The organism is Miniimonas sp. S16, assembly GCF_057748195.1.
The window spans coordinates 2,884,139-2,906,484 of sequence record NZ_CM173242.1 but is presented as its reverse complement, the minus strand read 5'-3'; the positions used below and the strand labels follow the sequence as shown (position 1 = coordinate 2,906,484).

Sequence of the window (22,346 nt, the reverse complement as noted above, 5' to 3'; positions counted from 1 at the left end):
CTACCGGCCGAGTCGGACCCGGCGTCCCTCGACCCTCCAGCCCTCGCGCGCCATCCGCCCGACGACGTCGACCAGTTGGGCCCGCTCGGCGACCTTGATCCGCTCGGTGAGGGCGTCGACGTCGTCGTCGTCGAGCACCGGCACGACGGTCTGAGCGATGATCGGCCCGGTGTCCACGCCCGCGTCGACGATGAAGAGGGTGGCGCCCGCGACCTTGACGCCGTGCGCCAGGGCGTCGGCGGGGGCATGCATTCCCGGAAAGGCCGGGAGCAGCGCGTTGTGGGTGTTGAGATACCGCCCCGGGAACGCCTCGAGGAACGCGGCGCCGACCAGCTTGAGGAAGCCCGCCGAGATGACGAGGTCGGGCTGGTGCTGCGCGACCGCCGCCGTCAGCGCGCGGTCCCAGTCGGCCCGCTCGGCGTAGTCGGACACGCGCTCGACGAACGTGGGGATGCCGCGCTCGACGGCGAGCGCGAGTCCCGCAGCGGACGTGCGGTCCGCGCCCACCGCCACGATCTCGACGCCGTACCCGGGATCCTCCGCGGCGGTCAGCAGGGCCGCGAGGTTCGACCCGCCCCCGGAGATGAGAACGACGACGCGGGTGGGATTCACGCAGGCGAGGTTACCGCGAGCGCCTGCGGCGCAGCCGCGGGAGGCGCGGCCGAGGCACGGCGGCCAGCGCGGTGTCGATGATCGCCGCGACGTCGACCCCGCGGCGCTCCGCGACCATCAGGACTGCACCGACGCCCGCGACAGCGACGGCGACCACGGCCGCGACCGCGAGGCCGAGCGCCGCGGTGGTGCCGACGACGGCTAACGGGCCCACCGAACCCCCCGAGAGGCCGCCCAGGACGGCGGCGGCGAGGCCCGCCGTCGTGGCGGCGACGGCGCCGACGACGCCGCGCACACGCCAGTCGCGGGCCCGCGCGAGCGGCGCCACGAGGGCACCCGCCGCAACGAGGACCGCCAGGACGAGGATCCATCGCCCCGGGCCGGGCCCGGTGTCCGGCACGGCGGCGAGCACGGGCAGGGCGGGCAGGGGTCCGGCGGTCGCGGCGTCGCTGGTCACGACCACGGCGCCGATCGAGAACCCCGGCCCGACGAGCCACGAGAGCGCCCAGACCACGAGCGTGGGCAGGGCCAGCAGCTGGGTCGCCAGCAGCAGCAGGGTGCTCACGACGTCGGCGCCGAAGCTCTGCTGCACCGCGAGCACGGCGCTCGCCCGGACGACGAGCGCCAGGACGAGCGTGGCGGCGGCGGTGCCGAGCAGCGCGAGGAGCACGCGTCGACCGGCTCGCAGGCCCGCGAGACACCACGTGGGCCACCCCTCGCGGGCCGTGACCGGCGTGGACCGCAGCCACCCGGCGACCGCGCCGCCCACGAGCACGAGCGCCGTGGTGAGGACGGCGCCGAGGGTCGGGGTAACGCCCGCAAGGCGGTAGCCGCCGGCGACCACGCCGCCGGCCGCGAGCACGGTGGCCAGCAGCGACACGGGATTCGCGATCATCGCGCGGCGCACGGCACCCGCCAGGAGCGCTGCCGTGACGAGCGTGAGACCGATCGGCACGAGGGTGACCACGGTGCTGCTCGCGGGGGCGATCGCCGTGGCGGGGGTCGTCACCACCAGGGGCTGGCCGAAGGAGAGCAGCCAGCCCGAGGTCGCGTTGCGCGCCGCGTCGAACCAGCTCGCCTCACCCAGCACGGGGGCGGCGACGGTCGCGATGTACGCCGCGACCACGGGCACCACGAGCACGAGCCACGAGAGCACGCTCGCCTCGAGGCCGGCGCGCACGGCGCGCCCGATCTCGCGCGCGACGGCGCCGAGGTCGCGCCTCGCCCGGACGGCGGGACGCACGACCGAGCGGCCGTACTCCCCCGTGCCACCGACGGTCGCGAGCTCCTGGGTGCTCGTCGGGTCGGCTTGCTCTCCGTCGCCGTCGGCCCACTCGCCCTGGTCCGGCCACTCGCTCTCGTCGGCCCACTCGCCCTGGTCCGACCACTCGCTCTCGAGGTCGTCACCGCGTGACCAGGCGTCCGCACGCTCGGACCGGGTGAGCTCGCCGGTGTCGTCCGCCGAGGTCGCCGGCGCGCCGCCCGGCCCGGCGATGCGAGGCCGGGCGGGGCGGACACGGGGAGCGGGAGGTCTGGCCATCGCGACCATGCTGCAACCCCCATCCGGAAGCGGGCGGGTGCCACGCCGTCGGGCGCGCGGGTCGCCCACCCCACGAGCACGACGCAGAACGGCCCTCGCCACGAGGGCGAGGGCCGTTCTGCGCGTGCGGGGCGACTCAGCCGAGCAGCTCGCGTGCGAGCTGGGCGGTCTCGCTCGGCGTCGTGCCGACCTTGACCCCCGCGGCCTCGAGCGCGACCTTCTTCGCGGCGGCCGTGCCGGAGGAGCCGGACACGATCGCGCCCGCGTGCCCCATCGTCTTGCCCTCGGGTGCGGTGAAGCCGGCGACATACCCCACGACGGGCTTGGTCACGTGCTCCTTGATGTAGTCGGCGGCGCGCTCCTCGGCGTCGCCCCCGATCTCGCCGATCATCACGATGACCTCGGTCTCGGGGTCGGCCTCGAACGCCTCGAGGGCGTCGATGTGCGTGGTGCCGATGATCGGGTCGCCGCCGATGCCGATGGCGGTGGAGAACCCGTGCTCGCGCAGCTCGTACATCATCTGGTAGGTCAGGGTGCCGGACTTCGAGACGAGGCCGACCTTGCCGGGACCGGTGATGTTCGCCGGGATGATCCCGACGTTCGACTTGCCCGGGCTGATGATGCCGGGGCAGTTCGGGCCGATCAGCCGCACGCCCTTGGCCTGCGCGAGCGTGAAGAACTCGGCGGTGTCCGCGACGGGCACGCCCTCGGTGATGATCACGACGAGCGGGATGCCTGCCTCGATCGCCTCGACGACCGCGCCCTTGGTGTGCGCGGGCGGCACGAAGATCACGGAGACGTCGGCGCCCGTGGCGGCCATCGCCTCGGCGACCGACCCGAAGACCGGGACGTCGACGGACGAACCGCGGGAGTCGCCGTCGGGCAGGTCGAACGACACGGACGTGCCCGCCTTGCGCGGGTTCACCCCGCCCACGATCTGGGTGCCGGACGCGAGCATCCGGGTGGTGTGCTTGGTGCCCTCGGAGCCGGTCATGCCCTGGACGACGACGCGGGAGCTGGAGTCGATGAAGATCGCCATGGTGGTTCGGAAGTCCTTCTGTTCGGTCCGGTCGGCGGGGGTCAGGAGGCGTTGGCCAGCTCGGCAGCCTTGTCGGCGCCGCCGTCCATCGTGTCGGCGAGCGTGACGAGCGGGTGGGCGGCCTCGGCGAGGATCCGCCGGCCCTCCTCGACGTTGTTGCCGTCCAGGCGCACGACGAGCGGCTTGGTCGCCTCGTCGCCGAGGATGCCGAGCGCCGCGACGATGCCGTTCGCGACGGCGTCGCACGCCGTGATGCCGCCGAAGACGTTGACGAAGACGCTCTTGACCTGCGGGTCGCCGAGGATGACGTCGAGGCCCGCGGCCATCACCTCGGCGGACGCGCCGCCGCCGATGTCGAGGAAGTTCGCCGGCGTCACGTCGCCGTGCTTCTCACCCGCGAGGGCCACGACGTCGAGCGTGCTCATCACGAGGCCCGCACCGTTGCCGATCACGCCGACCGAGCCGTCCAGCTTGACGTAGTTGAGGTCGTTCTCCTTGGCCTTCGCCTCGAGCGGGTCGGCCGCGGCCTTGTCCTCCAGCTCGGCGTGGTCGGCGTGGCGGAAGTCAGCGTTCGCGTCGAGCGACACCTTGCCGTCCAGCGCGACGATGCGGCCGTCACCGGTCTTGACCAGCGGGTTCACCTCGACGAGGGTCGCGTCCTCGGCCTGGTAGACGCCCCAGAGCTTCTGCAGCACGTCGGCGACCTGGTCCGCGACGTCCGCGTCGAACCCCGCGGTCGCGACGATCTCCGCTGCCTTCGCCGCGTCGATGCCCACGGTCGGGTCGACCGGGACGCGCGCCAGCGCCTCGGGACGTTCGACGGCGAGCTGCTCGATCTCCATGCCGCCCTCCTTGCTGGCCATCGCCAGGTAAGAGCGGTTCGCGCGGTCCAGCAGGACCGAGAAGTAGTACTCCTCGGCGATGTCGGCGCCCTGCGCGATCATCACGCGGTGCACGGTGTGTCCCTTGATGTCCATGCCGAGGATCTCCGCGGCGCGGTCCGCGGCCTCCTGCGGCGAGCGTGCGAGCTTGACGCCGCCCGCCTTGCCGCGGCCGCCGGTCTTCACCTGCGCCTTCACGACGACGACGGCGGAGCCCAGCTTCTCCGCTGCGGCGCGCGCCTCCTCGGGCGTGGTGGCGACGATGCCGCCGAGCACGGGCACACCGTGCTTCTCGAACATGTCTCGCGCCTGGTACTCGAACAGGTCCACCGGGTTCCTTCCGTCGGGCGAACAACTCCGTCCGTCGAGGTCTCTCGACGTCAAGAGATTCCGCGTCCCAGCCTATCCCCTCGCCTGAGCCCGCCCCAGCCCGCGTCGATCCAGGGGGTGTGCCGTCCGCCACGTCGCGCCTACGGTGGTGGCACGCCGTGCGTGACCGAGCAACGACCCGAGCTGCGAGCGAGAGGGAGCGAGCATGTCCGAGAGCACACCCGAGGGCACCCACCAGCAGGCCGAGCCTTCGGTGTGGTGGGAGCTGCCCACCACGAACCTCGCCGAGTCCGCCGCGTTCTACGACGCCGTCTTCGGGTGGCGCACCGAGCCCTTCGGAGAGGGCTACCTGGTCCTCTACCTCGGCGAGCGGATGATCGGCGGGCTGTTCGAGGTCGCCGAGGGATCGATCGGGGACGGTGCGCGGGTCACCTTCGACGTCGTCGACCTCGAGGCCACGCTCGCCCGCGTCCAGGGCGAGGGCGGCACGGTCGTGACCGAGCGCGCCGAGATCGGCGGCGACATGGGCTGGTGGGCGACGTTCCGCGACCCCGTCGGCCTGCTTGTCGGCGTCTCGACGTCGAACCCTGCCTGACCCGCCCCCGCCCCGCGCCCCACCCCGCGCCTCACCGTTCGGGGTGGAACGCCGCTCGAGGGCGAGGGGTTACCCTCGCCCAGCACCGGGCGAACCCTGCCCGATCACCCGACCCCTCACGAAGGAGCCGTTCATGTCCATCATCGGTTCGATCATCGCCGGCATCATCGTCGGCGGTCTCGCCCGGCTCGTGATGCCCGGCAAGCAGAACATCTCCGTGCTCGTGACCATCCTGCTCGGCATCGTCGGCGCTCTGCTCGGCTGGCTCATCGCCGGCTGGCTCGGGGTGCAGCAGACCGACGGGCTCGACTGGATCCGCTGGATCATCTCCATCGTCGTGGCCGCGATCGCGATCAGCGTCTACCTCGGGATCCGGGGCCGCAGCAGCACCACCCGCTGAACCGCAGGACGACGGTGGCCCCGCGCCGACCTCACGGTCGGCGTGGGGCCTGCGGCGGACAGCCTCATGGCGCGAGGAGCTCTCCCACTCTCGCAACGAGTCGAGCGAAACTCGTAGAGTTCTCCCGGACCACACCGAGGTCGACCTGCGCTGTCATGGCCGGTTGGTGGCGGACCTCTGAGTACTTTCCGTTCATCGCCCGACCGACCGCGCCCTTGCAGTCACGAATAGACTCCACGTCATCCACCGACGTCACCGGACTCGCAATTCCGTACTTTCCGATAAGGGAAGGCAACCCGGCAAGAAACCACGCCTCGTACTCACGGACCGCACACGCAACGCGCACCGAGGCGCCGAACCCCGACAGTTCTCTCCCCAACCCCTGTTCGATCATCATCGGGTCGTCGTCGTCGGAGTCCAGTAGGACCAGGACTCCTCCGCCAACAGCCTTGCGCGACTGGAGTTCTACCGCCCGAACTAGCTCGACCGGGCGTTTCAGCATGGTCCCACGCGGCACTCGATGCCCAGGGGTGGCGACAATCGGGACGCCGAGTAGTTCGACCGCGATACGTCTGATCAGAATTGGCGCAGCTTGAACTTCTCCGTGCCCCTCGACTACGCACGCGACTGTCGGGAGTGTCACGTGAACAACTCGAGAGAAGGTTGATCGAATCGCGGCGTTAGTTGATTAGCGCGAAGCAACTCACCAGCCGTGTAGAGCGAATCCCGTAGGGCGCCTTCGGTCACCTCGTCGAGGTCAGAAATGCGGGTAACACCACCATCGGCACTGACCGCCCGGATCTGATCGGGCCTCACTGCCGGGTCGTCCAGGAGATCGGGGCTGTGACTGGTCGCGATCACTTGCCGACTCTCGCTTGCCGAGCGAAGCGCATCCATGAGGGCCCCCGAAGCGGCTGGGTGAAGGGCCGACTCTGGCTCCTCAATCGCGATGGGCGAGTACACCTGATCCGACGGAGCAAACAATGCGACAAGGACACCCAGCGCCCGCAGCGTGCCGTCGCTCATTGACGTGGCGGGAAAGGTCCATGGCGAGTCAGCGCCTTGGACTTCCTGCCTGAACTCTACTGTCTCCCAGGACCCAAACCCCTTCCGGTCCGCACTAACGACCCCTGGGACGATGACTCGAAGGTACTCCTCGATCTCCTCCTTGACCGACGCGTCCACGCGGCGGAGTCGCTCCAGTACGCTCGCGATGTTGGAACCATCCCGACGCAAGACATCTCCGGCATCAGGAGTCTGGAGGCGCCGCATGGCTTCGGGATTGAGATTGAATACATTGAGCGCACTGAGCCCGTCGAAAACAGGCCGGAAATCGGGCAGCGCCGATGCCAGAACCAAGTAGAGACGATCGGCGGACGGCGAAGGGAGCGGCGTCTTGAACGAAGAGTCGACGAGCCGCCCATCCCTTATCACGAACCTTGAGTCTTCTCCGCCGAACTCGACGGATCGGACGATGCACTCCTCGTGCGAGAGGCGATAGTCGCCACCTTTGACGGCTGCAACCTGAAATCCATACTCACCCGACATCCCATCCCCCTGGAAGTCCAGTCGAATTCCAAAGTGCGTCGGGTGCCCCGTTGATCGCCTTCGGACCTCCGCATGCCCGCCTCGCTCGCGGAGAGCATTGTCCAAATTCTCTCCCAAGGCCTGGGAAACAAATCGAAGACTATCTACGAAGTTGGACTTGCCTGACCCGTTTGGGCCAACCAGAAAGGTTAGTTCGGAGAGACGCACATCGCAGGCAGCGATACTCCGATAGTGACGCAAGCGAACGCGAGTGACGCGAAAGCTCGAGGTGCTGGGCATAGTGGACTGTACCGCGTCAGAGCCGCGTGACCGGTGAGTACCGCAGCAGCAGCCGCTTGGTCCCGGCGCCGCCGAAGTCGATCTTGGCCACGGAGCTCGCACCGGCGCCCTCGAGCGCGACGACGGTGCCCAGCCCGTAGGAGTCGTGCGTGACGCGGTCCCCGACGGCGAGACTCGGCACGTCGGCGGCCGCGCCGCCGCGTTCGCTCACCCCGCGCGCCCCGCCGCCGGTGCCGGCGCCCACCCCGCCGTCCGCACGCGTGCGGGGTCCGGTCCCACCACGCTCGCCGCGCGAACCGGACCCGAACGCGGGGGCGAAGTCGCCGTCGCCGTCGTGGTCGCCACCCCGGCTGCGCCCTCCGTGCCCGGCAGCCCACCCGCGCCGCATGGCCTCGGTGGCGGACTCCTCCCGGCGCCACTCGAGCGACTCGCGCGGGATGTCGTCGATGAACCGAGACGCCGGCAGCTGGTTCGGGACGCCGAAGGAGGTGCGCACGGCCGCGCGCGTGAGGTACAGCCTCTGCCGCGCGCGGGTGAGCGCGACGTACGCCAGGCGGCGCTCCTCGCTCAGCTCCTCGGGGTCGGCGAGCGAGCGCTGGTGCGGGAAGGTGCCGTCCTCCAGGCCGGTGACGAACACCACCGGGAACTCCAGGCCCTTCGCGGTGTGCACCGTCATGAGCGTGACCACGCCGCGCCCGCCGTCGTCGAGCGGGATCTGGTCCGCGTCGGCGACGAGCGACACCCGCTCGAGGAAGTCCACGAGCGTCCCGTCGGGGGCGGCGTCGCGGAACTCGGCCGCGACCGCGTGCAGCTCGGCGAGGTTCTCCACCCGCGAGGCGTCCTGCGGGTCGTCGGAGGCCCGCAGCTCGGCGAGGTAGCCGGACCGGTCGAGCGCGGCGTCGAGGATCTCGGCAGGCGAGCTGCCGCCGTCGACCATCGCCCGCAGACCGGCGAGCAGCTCCGCGAAGCCGGCGACCGCCGTCGCCGCCCGCGTCGGCAGGCCGACCTCCTCGTGGCGCTCCACCGCGGCGGCGAAGGAGATCCGCTCGCGCTCGGCGAACCAGGCGAGCTGGCCCTCGGTGCGGTCACCGAGTCCGCGCTTCGGCACGTTGAGGATGCGGCGCACGTTGACGGCGTCGTCCGGGTTGGCGACGGCGTGCAGGTACGCGATCGCGTCCTTGACCTCGCGGCGCTCGTAGAAGCGGGTGCCGCCGACCACCTTGTAGGGGATACCAGCCCGGATCAGCACCTCCTCGAGCGACCGGGACTGCGCGTTCGTGCGGTAGAAGACGGCGACGTCGCCGGGCTTGACGCCGTCGGAGTCGCCGAGCCGGTCGATCTCGTCGGCGACGAACCGCGACTCGTCGTGGTCGGAGTCCGCGACGTACCCCACGATGCGCGGGCCGGCGCCCTCCGCGGTCCACAGGTTCTTCGCCCGCCGCCCGCTGTTGCGCGCGATCACCGCGTTGGCGGCGTTGAGGATGTTCTGGGTCGAGCGGTAGTTCTGCTCGAGCAGGATCGTCCGGGCGTCGGGGTAGTCCTCCTCGAACTCGAGGATGTTGCGGATGGTCGCGCCGCGGAAGGCGTAGATGGACTGGTCGGCGTCGCCGACGACGGTGAGCTGCGCGGGCGGGAGCGCCGCGCCGGGCGCGCCGCCCTGCTCGCTCGTCTCGTCCACGGCGGCCCAGTCCGCCTGGGCGCGCTCGCGCACGTCCCAGCCCTCGCTCGCCACGCCGGCGAGCTCACGCACGAGCACGTACTGCGCGTGGTTGGTGTCCTGGTACTCGTCGACGAGCACGTGGCGGAAGCGTCGCCGGTAGCTCTCGCGGATGGCGGGGAAGGTACGCAGCAGATGCACGGTCCGACCGATGAGGTCGTCGAAGTCGAGGGCGTGCGCCTGCTGGAGGCGCTGCGTGTAGGAGCGGTAGGCCGAGGCGAGCGCCTGGTCGAAGGCGTTGGAGTCGCTCACCGTCGCCGCGAAGTCCTCGGCGTCGATGAGCTCGTTCTTGAGGTCGGACACCTTGTGGCTGAATGCCTTCGGCGGATACCTCTTCGGGTCGAGGTCGAGCGAGCGGCAGACGAGCTGCATGAGGCGCTGGGAGTCGGCGGCGTCGTAGATGGAGAAGCTCGACCGCATCCCGAGCGCCGCGTGCTCGCGCCGGAGGATGCGCACGCACGCGGAGTGGAAGGTCGACACCCACATCGTGCGCGCCGCGGGGCCCACGAGCTGCTCGACCCGCTCGCGCATCTCGGCAGCGGCCTTGTTGGTGAACGTGATGGCGAGGATCTCTCCGGGCCGCGCCTCGCGGGTGGCGAGCAGGTGCGCGATGCGGTGGGTCAGCACGCGGGTCTTGCCCGAGCCGGCGCCGGCGACGATGAGCAGGGGCTCGCCCCGGTGCTCCACCGCGGCTCGCTGCTGGGGGTTGAGCCCCTCGACCAGGTGCTCCGGAGACGGACGACGGCGAGCATCACCCGGGCGCGCAGGCTCACCCTCGCGGGCGCTTGCCACCGGGCGCCTGCCCGCCAGCTCGCCCGCGTGCTCCTCGGTCCCGTCCGGAGGGCTGGCGTCTCGGCCGGCGGGGACGATGCCGGGCAGGGCGGCGCCCGGCGCGGTCACGCCGCGTCCGCCGGGCAGGGGGAGGTTCTCGAAGAGCGTGGTCATGTCGGTCCCAGGGTAGGCGCCGCCGCCGACACCCGCGCTCCCCCGCCGCTCACTGCGCGCACAGGCTCAGCGGTGCCGCTCGCCGCTCGCACCAGACCCGCGGCGCCGCTCGCCGCGTGCACAGTCCCAGCACCGCCGCCGCTCGCCGCACGCACCAGCCCCGTGGCGCCGCTCGCGGCATGCACCAGCCAGACGACCATCCGGGAGACCGCTGAGACGACCCTCGTCATCAGCCGCTCCGATGACGAGGAGCCCACCTCCACCCCCTTCGTCGATGCGGTCGGTCGCGCTCTCACCACAGGGCAGGCTTGCCCCCGGGCAGTCCTCCGCCAGGAGCCGCGCCACCGCCGGTTCCGCCGCTGGGCGGGGCTCCGCCAGGAGTTGCGCCACCTCGTGCGCCACCACCGCTGGACCCGCTGCCACCGCCTCGTCCGCCGCCGGGTCCGTCGTCGCTCGATCCGTTGGTGGGCGGAGTTCTCCCCACGCCGGTGGGTCGGCGTTTCGGGACGAGGAGCTCGTCGTCCAAACGGGTGGTGGTGCCGATGCGCTGACCTTGGGCGGTGGTGAAGGTGAACCCGCCGCGGGTGGGGGTGATGGTGGTGTGGTCGCGGTGGAGGCGGTGGTGATGCTCGCGACACAACGTCACGGCGTTCACCAGGCTCGTGTCACCACCCTGGTTCCACTCGATGACGTGGTGCACCTCGCACCACGCCGCCCTCATCACGCATCCGGGCCACTGACAGTGCCGGTCCCGCACCAGCACCGCGCGGCGCAGGTCCCCCGTGTAGGTGCGCTGCGTGCGCCCCACGCCCAGTGGTTCACCCTCGGGGTCCAGGACGACGCGCTGCCACATCGCGTCACACGCCACCACGTCCAACGCCGCGAAGGGCACGAGGGTCCCGTCCATCAGCTCCGCCAACACCGGCTCACGTTCGAGCCCCGACCGCTCGTAGGCCACCGACAACCCCGACCCCGACCCCGCCGACCGCGACCCCGCCGAGCCAGTCGTCGCGCCAGGACCGCCGGAGCGGCCGAAGGCATCCGACCGTGATGCCGCTGCGGCAGCCTCACCGCCCGCCGCGCAGGAGTAGGTGCGGCGCAGACGGTGCAGGAGGAGCCAGGTGTCCTGGCGGACCAGGATGCTCAGGTGGGGTCGGACCTGCGCGCCGGCCTTGTCGACCCCGACGCCCAGGGCACGGTCGGCGAGCAGGACGAGCGCGTCCGCGTGTCGCGCGTCAGACTTTGTGGCAGGGCTGTTGGTTGTGTCCTGAGTGGAGGGTCCGACATGGGAAGACCACCCCAGATTCCGGTGGAGAAGAAGACGAGGATCGTGCTGAGCGTCCTTGCTGGTGAGATTACGATCGCGGAGGCCGCGAGGCGCGAGAAGGTGTCCGAGCAGTCGATCGGGCGGTGGAAGCTCGACTTCCTCGAGGGCGGGAAGACGGCTCTGGTCGCGGGGAAGTCCGGGCCTTCCAGCCGTGAGGAGCAGCTGGAGGCGGAGGTCGCGGAGCTGACCCAGGCGCTCGGTGAGGCGGCGGTCGAGATCCGCGTCTGGAAGAAGAGCGCGGAGGGCCGATTGGGCCCTTCGAGGACCTCGAGGTGATCCGCGTCGAGGCGGGCATGTCGACCGCGAGGTTCTGCCAGCTGATCGACATGCCCGAACGCACCTGGCGCCGTTGGCAGGCCAGGGCGAAGCAGGAGCGGCCGCCGAAGGGCCCGTGGCCGCGGCCGGCCCGGGACGCCGCCCGGCCACTTGTCACGAAGCACGCCTTGGCGAAGCCGGCGTGGGGTCACCGGAAGATCTGGGCGCTGACCCGCCACGACGGTCACGAGGTCTCGCAAGCGACCGTGCTGCGGCTGCTGCGCGATGACGGGCTGATCCTGCCCTCGGAGTATCAGAAGCAGCGCCGTGAGCTCGCGAGGAACCGCAAGGCGGCGTTCGCGACGAACCCGACCGGCCCGAACCAGGTCTGGCAGCTGGACTTCAGCGAGTTCGAGACCACGACCGGTGGGACGTGGCGGATCGCGGGGTGCCGGGACTGGTTCTCGAAGGTCGAGCACCCGTTCCACGTGTCACCGACCGCGAACCAGCACGATGCGATCGCGGCGATCGAGCTCGCCCTGGCCGAGTACGAGCGCCTGTTCGGGCACCCGCTCCTCCAGGAGTGTCAGGTCGATCCGGAGACGGGCGACCTGCTGCCCGTGGTGAGGATCGTCACCGATAACGGCGGCCCGTTCCGGTCACTGAACTTCGAGCTGTTCATCACGCGCCACCCCGAGCTGCGACACGTGCGCACCAAAGTGAAGTCGCCCGGGCAGAACGGGTCACGCGAACGCGGGTTCGGGACGCTGAAGTACGAGAGGCTGTTCCTCGACGAGATCCCCGACGCACTCACCCTGGTCGAGCGTGCCGAGGACTACCGGCTCGAGTACAACACCGAGCGGCCCCACGAGGCGATCGCCTGGAACCGGCCAATGGAGGTGCACCTGGGCCTGGCCGACCCGACCATCCCCAACTTCGAAAGAGAACAAACCCTGCCAACTACTTGACGCGGGACACGCGCGACGCTGATCCGGGTTGCGCTCATCCCCGTCCGCCGGCACCGGGGTCACGGCGTCCAGCGCGGTGCGCAGCGTCGCCGCCGACAACACATCCAACGCCCCCTCCACCCGCACGACCTCTCCCCGCGCGGTGAGGCGGAGGAACCGCGCCTTGCGCGCAGCCTCATAGGACGCGTCGGTCTTCTCCGCCTCCAGGGCGGCGGCCTGACCCTGCAGCTCCCGCCGCAGCACCGGCACCGCCACACTCTTGGCCCGTGCCACGATCTCCACCTCACGCCCCGCAAGGCGCTCCCGCGTCGAAGGGTCGACCCCGGCCAGGACGGTCGCAACGACCTGGATATGACCCTCGGTCACCTCACCCCGCCCCGCGGCGTCCCGCAACCGGGGCAGCAGCTCCAGAATCTCCCCGGCCTGCTCCTCACCCCGAGCCACCCCCACACCCTGACGGGAGGCCTCCGCCCGCCACCGCGTGAAGTCCCCCACCCGACGACCCGCCGGAGTCCGCCGCCACGACCCCGAGGACCGCACCACCCCCGCCACCTCAGCCCGCGCCACCCCCAGGACCGTGGCGACCTCATCCAGCACCCCGAGAACCTCCACAGCCGCCGCACCCACCGCTGCAGCGCCGACACCCGGATCAGCCGCCGCAGCCGCACGCGCCACACCAGCCGCGGCGACGACCTCACCCACCACCACCCGCAACCGCGACACACACTCCACCAACCCCGACACACCCGGCGCACCCGACGCGGCACCGAACGCCGACGACGCGGGCAACGGCAGCGCAGACGACGGCGACGGCGACGGCGACACCAGCGACGCAGACGCCACCGACGACTGCGGGAGCGTCTGCGGAACACCCGAGGCACGCCGGACTTCGGACGACTCCGGCGCGAGAGAGGGCCGAGGCGCACTCGCCAGCCTCGGCACGAGCGACGACGCCGACACTGCGGTGGGCCGCCCACCGTCCGGCGCCACAACCATCGACATCGACATCGACATCGACGCCCCCGCGGACGCCCGCGCGGGCGAACGGCGCGGCCCACGACCAGCACCAACCGGCTCTGCCGCCACCCCGCTCACCCCCTCGTCAGCCAACCCCACGCAAATCGAACGCGTGTACCGAGAGTAAATCCGAACACCGACAAACGCACCCCCCAACGTGCGCCTGAGGACACGGCGACACACCACCGGCCTGGGGACAACCGACCGCCGCTAGCTGCCGGGGTGCGGGACGCCGCGCCGCTGTCCTCCCTGCATGACGTGCCACGGATGTGACGCGATGGAACGCTCCCGAGTGGACAGAGCTGAACGCCTGGCCTACGGCCCGTTGACGCGATAGGGACCGGACGAGTCGTCGGGGTAGAGGGCCGCCCCGTGACGCGGTCGGGACCGGACCAGTGGCCGGGGTGGAGGACCGACCCGACCCGGGCGACGCCTGCGTCGCGCCACATGCTGGGGGCCGGAGCGAGATCACTCGCAACCCGTCGCGCACCGAACCGCCTCGCGACGCACCAGGACCGCCCACGAAGGTTCGCCGTCGTGCGCCCCGGCGCTCCCCGAGGACCACGCACCCGGCGCGTATCACCCACCCCCCACGGTGCTCCTCATCCACGACGGACGCGCCGCGAGCACCGCCCCGCGCCGGAGACAGCAGCGAAGGAGCACCCATGAGCACCACCGCACCCGCGCGCACCACCCGGACGCGCACCTCGGCGGCCAAGGCGGCCAAGGCGGCCACCGCCACCACCGCGACGACCACCAAGCCCCACAAGGCAGGCAAGGCCACGAGGCTCACGAAGCCCGACACGACGGTCAAGGCCACCGACCTCGAGCGGGTCCACCCCGGCGGCGTCCCGCGCATCCTCAACGTGGTCCCGTCCACCGGCACCGAGACCGACTGGAGCGCCGACGACGCGCTCGAGGCCGGCCTCCTCACCGCCGTCCGCCGCCCCGACGCCGTCGATCTGCGCCAGGACTGGTGGACCGTCGGCGACCAGGGCTCCACCGGCTCGTGCGTCGGCTGGGCCACGGCGGACGGCGTCGGGCGCTACCTCATGGTCACCGGCGGACGCCTCGCCTCCGACCAGCGCCTCTCGCCCCGGTTCATCTGGATGTCCTCGAAGGAGACGGACGAGTTCGACTCCCGTCCGACGTCCTTCGTCGAGGGCTCGGGCACCTCGCTCAAGTCCGCGATGGACGTGGCGCGCAAGTTCGGCTTCGCGCTCGAGACCGATCTCCCCTTCGCCATCGCCACGACCATGTACCTCGGTCAGGAGAACGCGTTCTACGCGGCCGCGGCGCAGCGCCGGGTCAGCTACGTCAACCTCGACCGCGACCTGGAGAAGTGGAAGGACTGGCTGCACCAGAACGGCCCGATCCTCGCCGGGCTCTCCGTGGACGAGAACTGGATGCGCCTGGGCGCCCGCGGCAAGCTCGACGCCTACGCCGGCTCCCACATCTACGGCGGGCACGCGGTGTGCATCGTCGGGTACCGCAAGGACGGCACGTTCGTCGTGCGCAACTCCTGGGGCACCGGCTGGGGCGCGCACGGCTTCGCCTACGTCACCCCGGCCTACCTCGAGGCGGCGTTCTACCCCGAGAGCTACGGCGCGAAGCTCTCCTAGCCGCACGACGGCGAGCCCGCCATCGCGAAGCCACTCACCTCCGCGGTGCGTCCGTCTCCTCCCCCGCGCGGCCGCCCCGGCCTCCGCCGCGCGGGGGAGGTCCCGCCCGCCGTCGGCTGGCTAGGTTGGGCTCGTGCCCACCGTCGACGCCCACGCCGCGCAGGCGGGGCCTGACGTGCGCAGCCCGGCCCCGACCCCGCCGCCCGCACGCCCGCGTCCCGCGACCGATCCCCCACCCGCCGCCGACCCGGAGTCAGCGGCGTGGCGCCGTCCGCCCGCGTCGCCCGAGGAGCGCCACAGCGACGCCCTCGCCGCGGGCCTGCTGTGCGCCGTCGGGATCCTCTCGCTCCTGCTCACCCGCACGTACGGGCTGTACGGGCAGGACGCCGCACCGCTCGCGCTCGCGGCCCCCCTCGTGCTGGCAGCGATCGCGCCGCTCGCGGTGCGCCGCCGGTGGCCGAGCGCCGTCGCGGTCGCCGTCGCGGCGGTGTTCATCGCGGCGGGCGAGCTCTCCGTCCCGGAGACCCTCATCCTCAACGTCGCGCTGTTCTGCGCGCTCTACACCGTGGGCGCGTGGGAGCCGGACCGCCGGCGCGCCACCTGGACGCGCGGCGGCATCGTCGCCGTCATGGCCGTGTGGTTGTTCCTCTCGTTCTTCCGGGCCACGACCCAGGACGTGGACCTCGGCCTGCCCGGCAGCGCCCTCGGCGCGCTGACTCCGACCGCGGCGTTCTGGCTCCAGCAGGTGCTCATCAACGTCCTGTACTTCGCCGGCGCGTGGTGGTTCGGCAACACCGCGTGGAGCTCCGCGCGGCAGCGCGCCCTCATCGAGCACCGCACCGAGCAGCTCGCGCAGGCCCAGGCCCGCGCGGCCCGTCAGGCCGTCACGATCGAACGGCTCCGGATCGCGCGCGAGCTGCACGACGCCGTCGCGCACCACGTCTCCCTCATGGGCGTCCAGGCTGCGGCGGCGCGTGCCCTGCTCCCCCGCGACGCCCCGGCGCAGTCGACGCAGGCCTCCAGAGACCAGCTCACGGCACTCGAGGACTCCGCGCGCTCTGCCGTCGCCGAGCTCTACCAGCTGCTCGGGACCCTGCGGGACGAGGAGGCCGAGCACGACGCCGCGGGCGACTCCGCCTCCGCCTCCCTCTCCCTGGCCGACCTCGCCCCGCTCGTCGCCGACGCCGAGGCCGCCGGCCTGCACGTGTCCGTGACCGAGGTCGGCGAGCCACGCCCGCTGCCGCCGCTCGTCGGTCTCAACCTCTTCCGCATCGCGCAGGAGTCGCTCACGAACGTCGCCAAGCACGCCGGCCCCGGCACCACGACGCGGATCGCGGTGCGCTACCTGCCCGGCGCGGTCGAGCTCGAGGTCAGCGACGACGGCCGCGGCCGCCCCGGTCCCCCGCCCGCCGGCGGCGGGCTCGGCCAGCGCGGCATGCGCGAACGCGTCGCCAGCATGCGCGGCGAGCTCCTCGCCGAGCCGCGCTCGGGCTCGGGCTACGTCGTGCGCGCCCGCGTCCCGCTCGAGGGGAGCCGGCCGTGACCACCGCCGCGACGCACGACGGCGAGCCCACCCCCCGCGATCGCGTCACCGTGGTCCTCGTCGACGACCACGCGCTCATGCGCGAGGGCATCCGCACGATCCTGCAGGCGCAGGGCGACCTCGACGTCGTGGGGCAGGCCGGCACCGGCGAGGAGGCCCTCGCGGTGGTGCGCCGCACCCGCCCCGACGTCGTCTGCATGGACGTGGAGATGCCCGGCATGGGCGGGCTCGAGGCGACCCGACGACTCGTCGCCGACCCCGACGTCGACGCCCGCATCCTCGTCCTGACCACCTTCGAGCGTGAGGACTACCTGCTCGCGGCCCTTCGGGCCGGGGCGAGCGGCTTCCTGCTCAAGAACTCCCGGCCGGAGCAGCTCGCCGACGGCATCCGCGCGGTCGCGGCGGGCGAGGCGCTGCTGTCCCCGGAGGTCACGCGCGCGGTGATCGAGCGCGCGGTCGCGGCCGAGCGCACGACGGCGAGCGCACCTCGGGAGGTCGGCTCGCCGTCGTCCGCGCTGCCGTCCGCGCTGAGCCCGCAGGCGCTGGTCGTCCCGCTCACCGAGCGCGAGCTCGAGGTGCTGCGCCTCGTGGCGCGCGGGCTGTCGAACGAGGAGATCGCCGCCGAGCTCGTGGTGGGCCGCGCGACGGTCAAGACACACGTGTCGAACCTGCTCGCCAAGCTCGGGCTGCGCGACCGCGTCCAGGCCGTGGCCTACGCGTTCCGCGCCGGCCTCGCCGACTGACCCGAGCCGCTCACTCCCGCGGCGCGTGCGCCTCGAGGAACTGGTACACCTCGGTCGTGTCGACGCCCGGGAACGACCCGGTCGGCAGCGCCGCGAGCAGGCTCGTCGGCGTGCGCGCCGAGGGCCAGGCCGCGTCGCGCCAGCGGCGCTCGAGCTGCTCGGGCGGGCGGCGGCAGCACGCCTCGTCCGGGCAGCGCGACTTCGTCCGGTGCGGCGTCTCACGGCCGCGGAACCACTTGACCTGGTCGAACGGCACCCCGACCGAGACCGAGTACTCCCCCTCCTTGGCCTTCTCCACCCGCGAGGTGCACCAGTAGGTGCCGGTCGGGGTGTCGGTGTACTGGTACCAGGGGCTGTACCGGTCGTCGACGTCGAACACCGTGCGCGCCGTCCAGAACCGGCACACCGTGGTGCCCTCGATCGCGCCGAGCGCGTCCGAGGGGAACCGGACGGCGTCGTTCTCGTACGCCTTGATGATCGTGCCGGACTCGTGGACCTTCATGAAGTGCACCGGGATGCCCAGGTGCGAGGTCGCGAGGTTGGTGAACCGGTGCGCGGCGGTCTCGTACGACACGGCGAAGTGGTCGCGCAGCTCCTCCATCGAGATGCGCCGCGCCGCCTTGGCCTCCGTGAGGTACCGCACCGTGACCGTCTCCGGCAGCAGGATCGCGGCCGTGAGGTAGTTCGTCTGGATGCGCTGGCGCAGGAACTCCGGGTAGTCGGCCGGCTCGGCGTGCTCGAGGATCCGGCTCGCGAGCGCCTGCAGGATCGGCGAGCGCGAGTCGCGCGCCGGCGAGTTCTCGGTCGGCAGGTAGATCCGCCCGTGCTCGCGGTCGGTCACCGACCGGGTGGAGTGCGGCAGGTCGCTCACGTAGTGCAGCGAGTAGCCGAGGTGGTGGGCGATGTCCGCGACGAGCTGGTGCGAGACGGGTCCTCCGGTGTGCCCCACGGCGTCGAGCAGCTCGCCCGCCACGCGCTCGAGGTCGGCGAAGTAGTTGCCCCGCTCGCGCATCTCCGCGCGCAGCACGGCGTTCGCGCGGCGCGCCTCCTCGGGCGTCGCCGCGCGCTCGGAGTGCAGGTGCACGATCTCGCGGTGCAGGGCGAGCATCGCGCGCAGCACCTCGTCGCTCGTGCCCTTGCCCACGCGGAACGGCCGCACCCCGAGCGCCGCGAACACGCCGCCGCGCTGCGCGCGCTCGACCTCGATCTCCAGGCGCGCCCGGGCGTTGGGGGCCTGGGGCTTCATGAGGTCGTCGACCGTGGTGCCGAGCGCCTGCGCGATGGACCGGAGCATCGAGAGCTTGGGCTCGCGGTGTCCGTTCTCGATCGCGGACAGCTGCGACGGCGCGCGGTCGACCGCCTCCGCGAGCTGGCTCAGCGTGAGACCGGCGCGGGTGCGCCGGTCCCGGATCCGAGCGCCGATCGTGAGGGCGTCGACGTCGTCGGGATCGGTGGCCGACGGCGAGGGCAGCGGACGCGGCAGGCCCGCCCGGGGGTTGGTGGCGGCGGGCGGGCGGCCCGAGCCGGTGCGTGCCGGCGCGGCTGTCGTCGCCGTCTGCGGCGGGGAAACTCTCGCGATCCTGCGGTCCACGGTGACCATGACTCGAGGATCACACGGGCCTCGGTTCCCGTCCAGCCGAAGAACCACGATTCTTCCCGCCGCCCGACCGCCTCGAGGCGCGCTTCGCCGTCGGGTGCGACGGAGGGCCGAGCAGGACCACGCTTCTTTGTCTCGCGAGAACCACGTCGAACCTTCCCCACCGCACCCCGGGCGTGACAGGCGTCACACGCTCGAGGCTGGAGCTCCCACCGATGAAGGAGGAGCCATGAGCACGAACCACCCCGGCGACCAGTCCCAGACCGCGGCCGAGCTCGAGCTGGAGTGGCGCGCCGACGCCCGCTGGGAGGGCATCCGCCGCGACTACACCGCGCAGGACGTCGTCGACCTGCGCGGGCCGGTCCGCGAGGAGCGCACGCTGGCGCGCCGCGGCGCCGAACGGCTCTGGCGGCAGCTGCGCCGCAACTCCGGCCAGGCGGCCTCCCCCATGGCCGAGCCGACCTGGACGGCCGCGCTCGGCGCGCTCACCGGCAACCAGGCGGTGCAGCAGGTCCGGGCCGGCCTGCAGGCGATCTACCTCTCCGGCTGGCAGGTCGCCGCCGATGCCAACCTGTCCGGCCAGACCTACCCCGACCAGTCCCTGTACCCCGCGAACTCGGTGCCCGCCGTCGTGCGCCGGATCAACAACGCGCTGCTGCGGGCCGGCCAGATCGAGGGCACCGACGGCGACGTCGCCGACTGGATGGCGCCGATCGTCGCCGACGCCGAGGCCGGCTTCGGCGGCCCGCTGAACGCCTACGAGCTCATGCACCAGATGATCGAGGCGGGCGCCGCGGGCGTGCACTTCGAGGACCAGCTCGCGAGCGAGAAGAAGTGCGGTCACATGGGCGGCAAGGTCCTCGTGCCGACGTCGCAGCACGTGCGCACGCTGAACGCGGCGCGCCTCGCGGCCGACGTCGCCGGCGTGCCAACCATCGTCATCGCTCGCACCGACGCGCTCGCCGCGACCCTGATCACGTCCGACCACGACGAGCGCGACGCGCCCTTCGTCACGGGCGAGCGCACGGCCGAGGGCTTCTACAAGGTGCGCAACGGGCTGGAGCCGGTGATCGCGCGCGGGCTCGCCTACGCCGAGTACGCCGACCTCATCTGGGTCGAGACCGGAACGCCCGACCTCGACGCCGCGCGCCAGTTCGCCGAGGCCATCCAGGCCCGCTTCCCGGGCAAGCAGATGGCGTACAACTGCTCGCCGTCGTTCAACTGGCGCGCGCACCTGGACGACGCGACGATCGCGCGGTTCCAGCGCGAGCTCGCCGCGATGGGCTACGCGTTCCAGTTCATCACCCTCGCGGGCTTCCACGCGCTCAACCACTCGATGTTCGAGCTCGCCCGCGGCTACCGGGACCGCCAGATGTCGGCGTACGTCGACCTGCAGGAGGCCGAGTTCGCCTCCGAGCCCTTCGGCTACACGGCCACGCGCCACCAGCGCGAGGTCGGCACGGGCTACTTCGACGCGATCGCGACGGCGCTCAACCCCGCCAGCGCCACGCTCGCGCTCGTCGGCTCGACCGAGGAGGAGCAGTTCCAGCACTGACCCGCACGGGACATCTCCTCCCCGACACTCCTGCCACCTTTGCCACCTCCGCCACCACTGCCACCACACCGCGAAGGACACCCACCATGACCACGACGATGACCCGCTCGGGCCCCGGCCCTGCGTCGGCAACCCGCCCGACGGCAAGCCCGACGACCCGCGCCGTCCCGCCGGAGTGCGAGGGCCTCACCCCGCCGGACGCGGACACCTACCGCGACCGGATCGAGATCGCCGGCGAGCTCGGCGAGCGCTACGAGGAGATCCTCACCCCGGCGGCGCTGGACTTCCTCGCCCTGCTGCACGCGCGGTTCGCCTACCGCCGGTGCGAGGTGCTCGGCGCCCGGCAGGCCCGGCGCGCCAAGATCGCCGGCGGCGCCAACCCGCACTTCGACCCCGCCACCGAGCACATCCGCACGGACCCGACGTGGCGCGTCGCGCCGCCCGCGCCCGGCCTGGGGGACCGCCGCGTGGAGATCACGGGCCCGACCGACCGGAAGATGGCCATCAACGCCCTCAACTCCGGCGCGAAGGTCTGGCTCGCGGACCAGGAGGACGCGACCAGCCCCACGTGGTCGGGCGTCGTCGAGGGTCAGCTCACGCTGCGCGACTTCCTGCGGGGCGACCTCGAGTACACCTAGCCCGAGGGCAAGGAGTACCGCGTCACCGTGCCGGCGGAGCAGACGCCCACGATCGTCATGCGGCCCCGCGGCTGGCACCTGGTCGAGAAGCACCTCGTCCACCTCGACGCGGACGGCGTGCGCCGCCCGGCCTCGGGCTCGCTCGTCGACTTCGGCCTGTACGCCTTCCACAACGCCCGCGCTCTCGTCGACGCCGGCCGCGGACCGTACTTCTACCTGCCCAAGCTCGAGTCCCCGGCCGAGGCGCGGCTGTGGAACGACGTCTTCGTCCTCGCGCAGGAGGAGCTCGGGCTGCCACGCGGCACGATCCGCGCCACGGTGCTCATCGAGACGATCCATGCCGCGTTCTGCATGGAGGAGATCCTCTACGAGCTGCGCGAGCACTGCTCGGGGCTCAACGCGGGGCGCTGGGACTACCTGTTCTCCATCATCAAGACCTTCCGCGACCGCGGTGGCCGGTGGATCCTGCCCGACCGGTCCGCCCTCACCATGACCGTGCCCTTCATGCGGGCCTACACCGAGCTGCTCGTGCAGACGTGCCACAAGCGCGGCGCGATGGCGATCGGCGGCATGAGCGCCTTCATCCCCAACCGGCGCGACCCCGAGGCGACCGCCCGCGCACTGGCCGCCGTCGCCGCGGACAAGCGGCGCGAGGCCGGCGACGGCTTCGACGGCACCTGGGTGGCGCACCCGGACCTCATCGAGACGGCGCGCGCCGAGCTCGACGCGGTGCTCGGCGACCGGCCCAACCAGCTGGACCGGCAGCGCCCCGACGTCCACGTGGGCGCGAGCGACCTGCTCTCCCTCGACTGCCCCGGCGCCATCACGGACGCGGGCGTGCGGGCGAACACCTCGGTCGCGCTGCGCTACCTGGCCGCCTGGCTGGGCGGGCTGGGCGCCGTCGCCATCGACGGGCTGATGGAGGACGCGGCCACCGCCGAGATCTCCCGCTCCCAGCTGTGGCAGTGGCGCACCCAGGGGTGCACGACGGCGGAGGGCACCCTGGTCGACGACGCGCACCTGGACGCGGTGCTCGACGACGTGCTCGCCGCTCTGCCGCGCACCGACGGCGACCGCCTGGACGACGCCGCGCGGCTGATGCGCGAGCTCGTCCACGCGGAGGACTTCCCGTCCTTCCTCACGCTGCCGGCGTACTCGCGCTACCTCGCCTGAGCCGGCGCGTTCACGCACGCGC

The 22,346-nt window shown here is 72.2% G+C and carries 17 protein-coding genes and 1 pseudogene; 9 read left to right on the top strand and 9 right to left on the bottom strand.

Annotation, left to right across the window (positions count from 1 at the left end):
• The 4 genes from purN to sucC all read right to left on the bottom strand — a co-directional run bounded on the left by purN (window position 1) and on the right by sucC (window position 4,402).
• A complete protein-coding gene (gene purN, locus AC3AQ1_RS12740) occupies window positions 1-612 on the bottom strand; it encodes a phosphoribosylglycinamide formyltransferase (RefSeq protein ID WP_108719288.1) in 612 nt (203 codons plus the stop codon).
• A 10-nt stretch (window positions 613-622) separates the two neighbouring features.
• Window positions 623-2,152: a cell division protein PerM gene (locus AC3AQ1_RS12735; RefSeq protein ID WP_159096543.1), complete on the bottom strand. Its 1,530-nt coding sequence runs from the start codon at window positions 2,150-2,152 to the stop codon at window positions 623-625.
• Between the two features lie 136 nt (window positions 2,153-2,288).
• Window positions 2,289-3,191 carry a succinate--CoA ligase subunit alpha gene (gene sucD / locus AC3AQ1_RS12730; RefSeq protein WP_108719286.1) on the bottom strand — a complete coding sequence of 301 codons (903 nt, stop codon included), beginning with the start codon at window positions 3,189-3,191 and terminating at the stop codon, window positions 2,289-2,291.
• 41 nt (window positions 3,192-3,232) lie between these two features.
• Window positions 3,233-4,402 carry an ADP-forming succinate--CoA ligase subunit beta gene (gene sucC, locus AC3AQ1_RS12725; RefSeq protein WP_108719285.1) on the bottom strand — a complete coding sequence of 390 codons (1,170 nt, stop codon included), beginning with the start codon at window positions 4,400-4,402 and terminating at the stop codon, window positions 3,233-3,235.
• A gap of 205 nt (window positions 4,403-4,607) precedes the next feature.
• Here sucC and AC3AQ1_RS12720 point away from each other — a divergent pair, with 205 nt between their 5' ends.
• Window positions 4,608-4,997: a VOC family protein gene (locus AC3AQ1_RS12720; RefSeq protein ID WP_108719284.1), complete on the top strand. Its 390-nt coding sequence runs from the start codon at window positions 4,608-4,610 to the stop codon at window positions 4,995-4,997.
• A 133-nt stretch (window positions 4,998-5,130) separates the two neighbouring features.
• The gene (locus AC3AQ1_RS12715) at window positions 5,131-5,397 is read left to right on the top strand and encodes a GlsB/YeaQ/YmgE family stress response membrane protein (RefSeq protein ID WP_108719283.1); all 267 of its coding nucleotides are present in this window, start codon (window positions 5,131-5,133) and stop codon (window positions 5,395-5,397) included.
• Window positions 5,398-5,461: 64 nt separating this feature from the next.
• Here AC3AQ1_RS12715 and AC3AQ1_RS12710 read toward each other — a convergent pair whose 3' ends face one another.
• The 4 genes from AC3AQ1_RS12710 to AC3AQ1_RS12695 form a co-directional block, all read right to left on the bottom strand.
• Complete coding sequence (locus AC3AQ1_RS12710) at window positions 5,462-6,040, bottom strand: DUF4276 family protein (RefSeq protein WP_159096542.1); 579 nt, start codon at window positions 6,038-6,040, stop codon at window positions 5,462-5,464.
• Window positions 6,037-7,224 (bottom strand): AAA family ATPase, encoded by a 1,188-nt coding sequence (locus AC3AQ1_RS12705; RefSeq protein ID WP_108719281.1) that lies wholly within the window; start codon window positions 7,222-7,224, stop codon window positions 6,037-6,039. Before AC3AQ1_RS12705 ends, AC3AQ1_RS12710 begins: the two co-directional genes overlap by 4 nt.
• 16 nt (window positions 7,225-7,240) lie before the next feature.
• Window positions 7,241-9,886, bottom strand: coding sequence for a DNA helicase PcrA (gene pcrA, locus AC3AQ1_RS12700; RefSeq protein WP_108719280.1), 2,646 nt, complete (start codon window positions 9,884-9,886; stop codon window positions 7,241-7,243).
• Window positions 9,887-10,178: 292 nt separating this feature from the next.
• Entirely contained in the window at window positions 10,179-10,793 is a 615-nt protein-coding gene (locus tag AC3AQ1_RS12695; protein WP_370445284.1) for an HNH endonuclease signature motif containing protein, read from the bottom strand.
• 240 nt (window positions 10,794-11,033) lie between these two features.
• Between AC3AQ1_RS12695 and AC3AQ1_RS12690 the strand changes: the two genes are divergently transcribed.
• The 5 genes from AC3AQ1_RS12690 to AC3AQ1_RS12670 all read left to right on the top strand — a co-directional run bounded on the left by AC3AQ1_RS12690 (window position 11,034) and on the right by AC3AQ1_RS12670 (window position 17,361).
• The gene (locus tag AC3AQ1_RS12690; protein ID WP_234417502.1) at window positions 11,034-11,489 is read left to right on the top strand and encodes a transposase; all 456 of its coding nucleotides are present in this window, start codon (window positions 11,034-11,036) and stop codon (window positions 11,487-11,489) included.
• Window positions 11,486-12,436 carry an integrase core domain-containing protein gene (locus tag AC3AQ1_RS12685; RefSeq protein ID WP_108719279.1) on the top strand — a complete coding sequence of 317 codons (951 nt, stop codon included), beginning with the start codon at window positions 11,486-11,488 and terminating at the stop codon, window positions 12,434-12,436. Before AC3AQ1_RS12690 ends, AC3AQ1_RS12685 begins: the two co-directional genes overlap by 4 nt.
• Window positions 12,437-14,118: 1,682 nt before the next feature.
• Window positions 14,119-15,075: a C1 family peptidase gene (locus AC3AQ1_RS12680; protein ID WP_108719277.1), complete on the top strand. Its 957-nt coding sequence runs from the start codon at window positions 14,119-14,121 to the stop codon at window positions 15,073-15,075.
• Window positions 15,076-15,208: 133 nt separating this feature from the next.
• Window positions 15,209-16,618: a sensor histidine kinase gene (locus AC3AQ1_RS12675; RefSeq protein WP_234417501.1), complete on the top strand. Its 1,410-nt coding sequence runs from the start codon at window positions 15,209-15,211 to the stop codon at window positions 16,616-16,618.
• Window positions 16,619-16,695: 77 nt separating this feature from the next.
• Window positions 16,696-17,361 carry a response regulator gene (locus tag AC3AQ1_RS12670; RefSeq protein ID WP_108720201.1) on the top strand — a complete coding sequence of 222 codons (666 nt, stop codon included), beginning with the start codon at window positions 16,696-16,698 and terminating at the stop codon, window positions 17,359-17,361.
• 10 nt (window positions 17,362-17,371) lie between these two features.
• Here the strand turns inward: AC3AQ1_RS12670 and AC3AQ1_RS12665 are convergent, their stop codons facing one another.
• The gene (locus tag AC3AQ1_RS12665) at window positions 17,372-18,961 is read right to left on the bottom strand and encodes a helix-turn-helix transcriptional regulator (RefSeq protein WP_108719276.1); all 1,590 of its coding nucleotides are present in this window, start codon (window positions 18,959-18,961) and stop codon (window positions 17,372-17,374) included.
• Between the two features lie 226 nt (window positions 18,962-19,187).
• Between AC3AQ1_RS12665 and aceA the strand changes: the two genes are divergently transcribed.
• Together aceA and aceB are read left to right on the top strand one after the other, a co-directional pair.
• Complete coding sequence (gene aceA, locus AC3AQ1_RS12660) at window positions 19,188-20,513, top strand: isocitrate lyase (RefSeq protein WP_108719275.1); 1,326 nt, start codon at window positions 19,188-19,190, stop codon at window positions 20,511-20,513.
• Between the two features lie 86 nt (window positions 20,514-20,599).
• Window positions 20,600-22,324 (top strand): annotated as a pseudogene (gene aceB / locus AC3AQ1_RS12655) (malate synthase A).
• The last annotated feature ends 22 nt before the right edge of the window (window positions 22,325-22,346 follow it).

Coding starts and splice junctions, on each gene's coding strand:
- AC3AQ1_RS12735 (WP_159096543.1), bottom strand. CDS start 2,152: ATGGCCAGACCTCCCGCTCCCCGTGTCCGCCCCGCCCGGCCTCGCATC.
- sucD (WP_108719286.1), bottom strand. CDS start 3,191: ATGGCGATCTTCATCGACTCCAGCTCCCGCGTCGTCGTCCAGGGCATG.
- AC3AQ1_RS12720 (WP_108719284.1), top strand. CDS start 4,608: ATGTCCGAGAGCACACCCGAGGGCACCCACCAGCAGGCCGAGCCTTCG.
- AC3AQ1_RS12715 (WP_108719283.1), top strand. CDS start 5,131: ATGTCCATCATCGGTTCGATCATCGCCGGCATCATCGTCGGCGGTCTC.
- AC3AQ1_RS12705 (WP_108719281.1), bottom strand. CDS start 7,224: ATGCCCAGCACCTCGAGCTTTCGCGTCACTCGCGTTCGCTTGCGTCAC.
- pcrA (WP_108719280.1), bottom strand. CDS start 9,886: ATGACCACGCTCTTCGAGAACCTCCCCCTGCCCGGCGGACGCGGCGTG.
- AC3AQ1_RS12695 (WP_370445284.1), bottom strand. CDS start 10,793: ATGGACGGGACCCTCGTGCCCTTCGCGGCGTTGGACGTGGTGGCGTGT.
- AC3AQ1_RS12680 (WP_108719277.1), top strand. CDS start 14,119: ATGAGCACCACCGCACCCGCGCGCACCACCCGGACGCGCACCTCGGCG.
- AC3AQ1_RS12670 (WP_108720201.1), top strand. CDS start 16,696: ATGCGCGAGGGCATCCGCACGATCCTGCAGGCGCAGGGCGACCTCGAC.
- AC3AQ1_RS12665 (WP_108719276.1), bottom strand. CDS start 18,961: ATGGTCACCGTGGACCGCAGGATCGCGAGAGTTTCCCCGCCGCAGACG.
- aceA (WP_108719275.1), top strand. CDS start 19,188: ATGAGCACGAACCACCCCGGCGACCAGTCCCAGACCGCGGCCGAGCTC.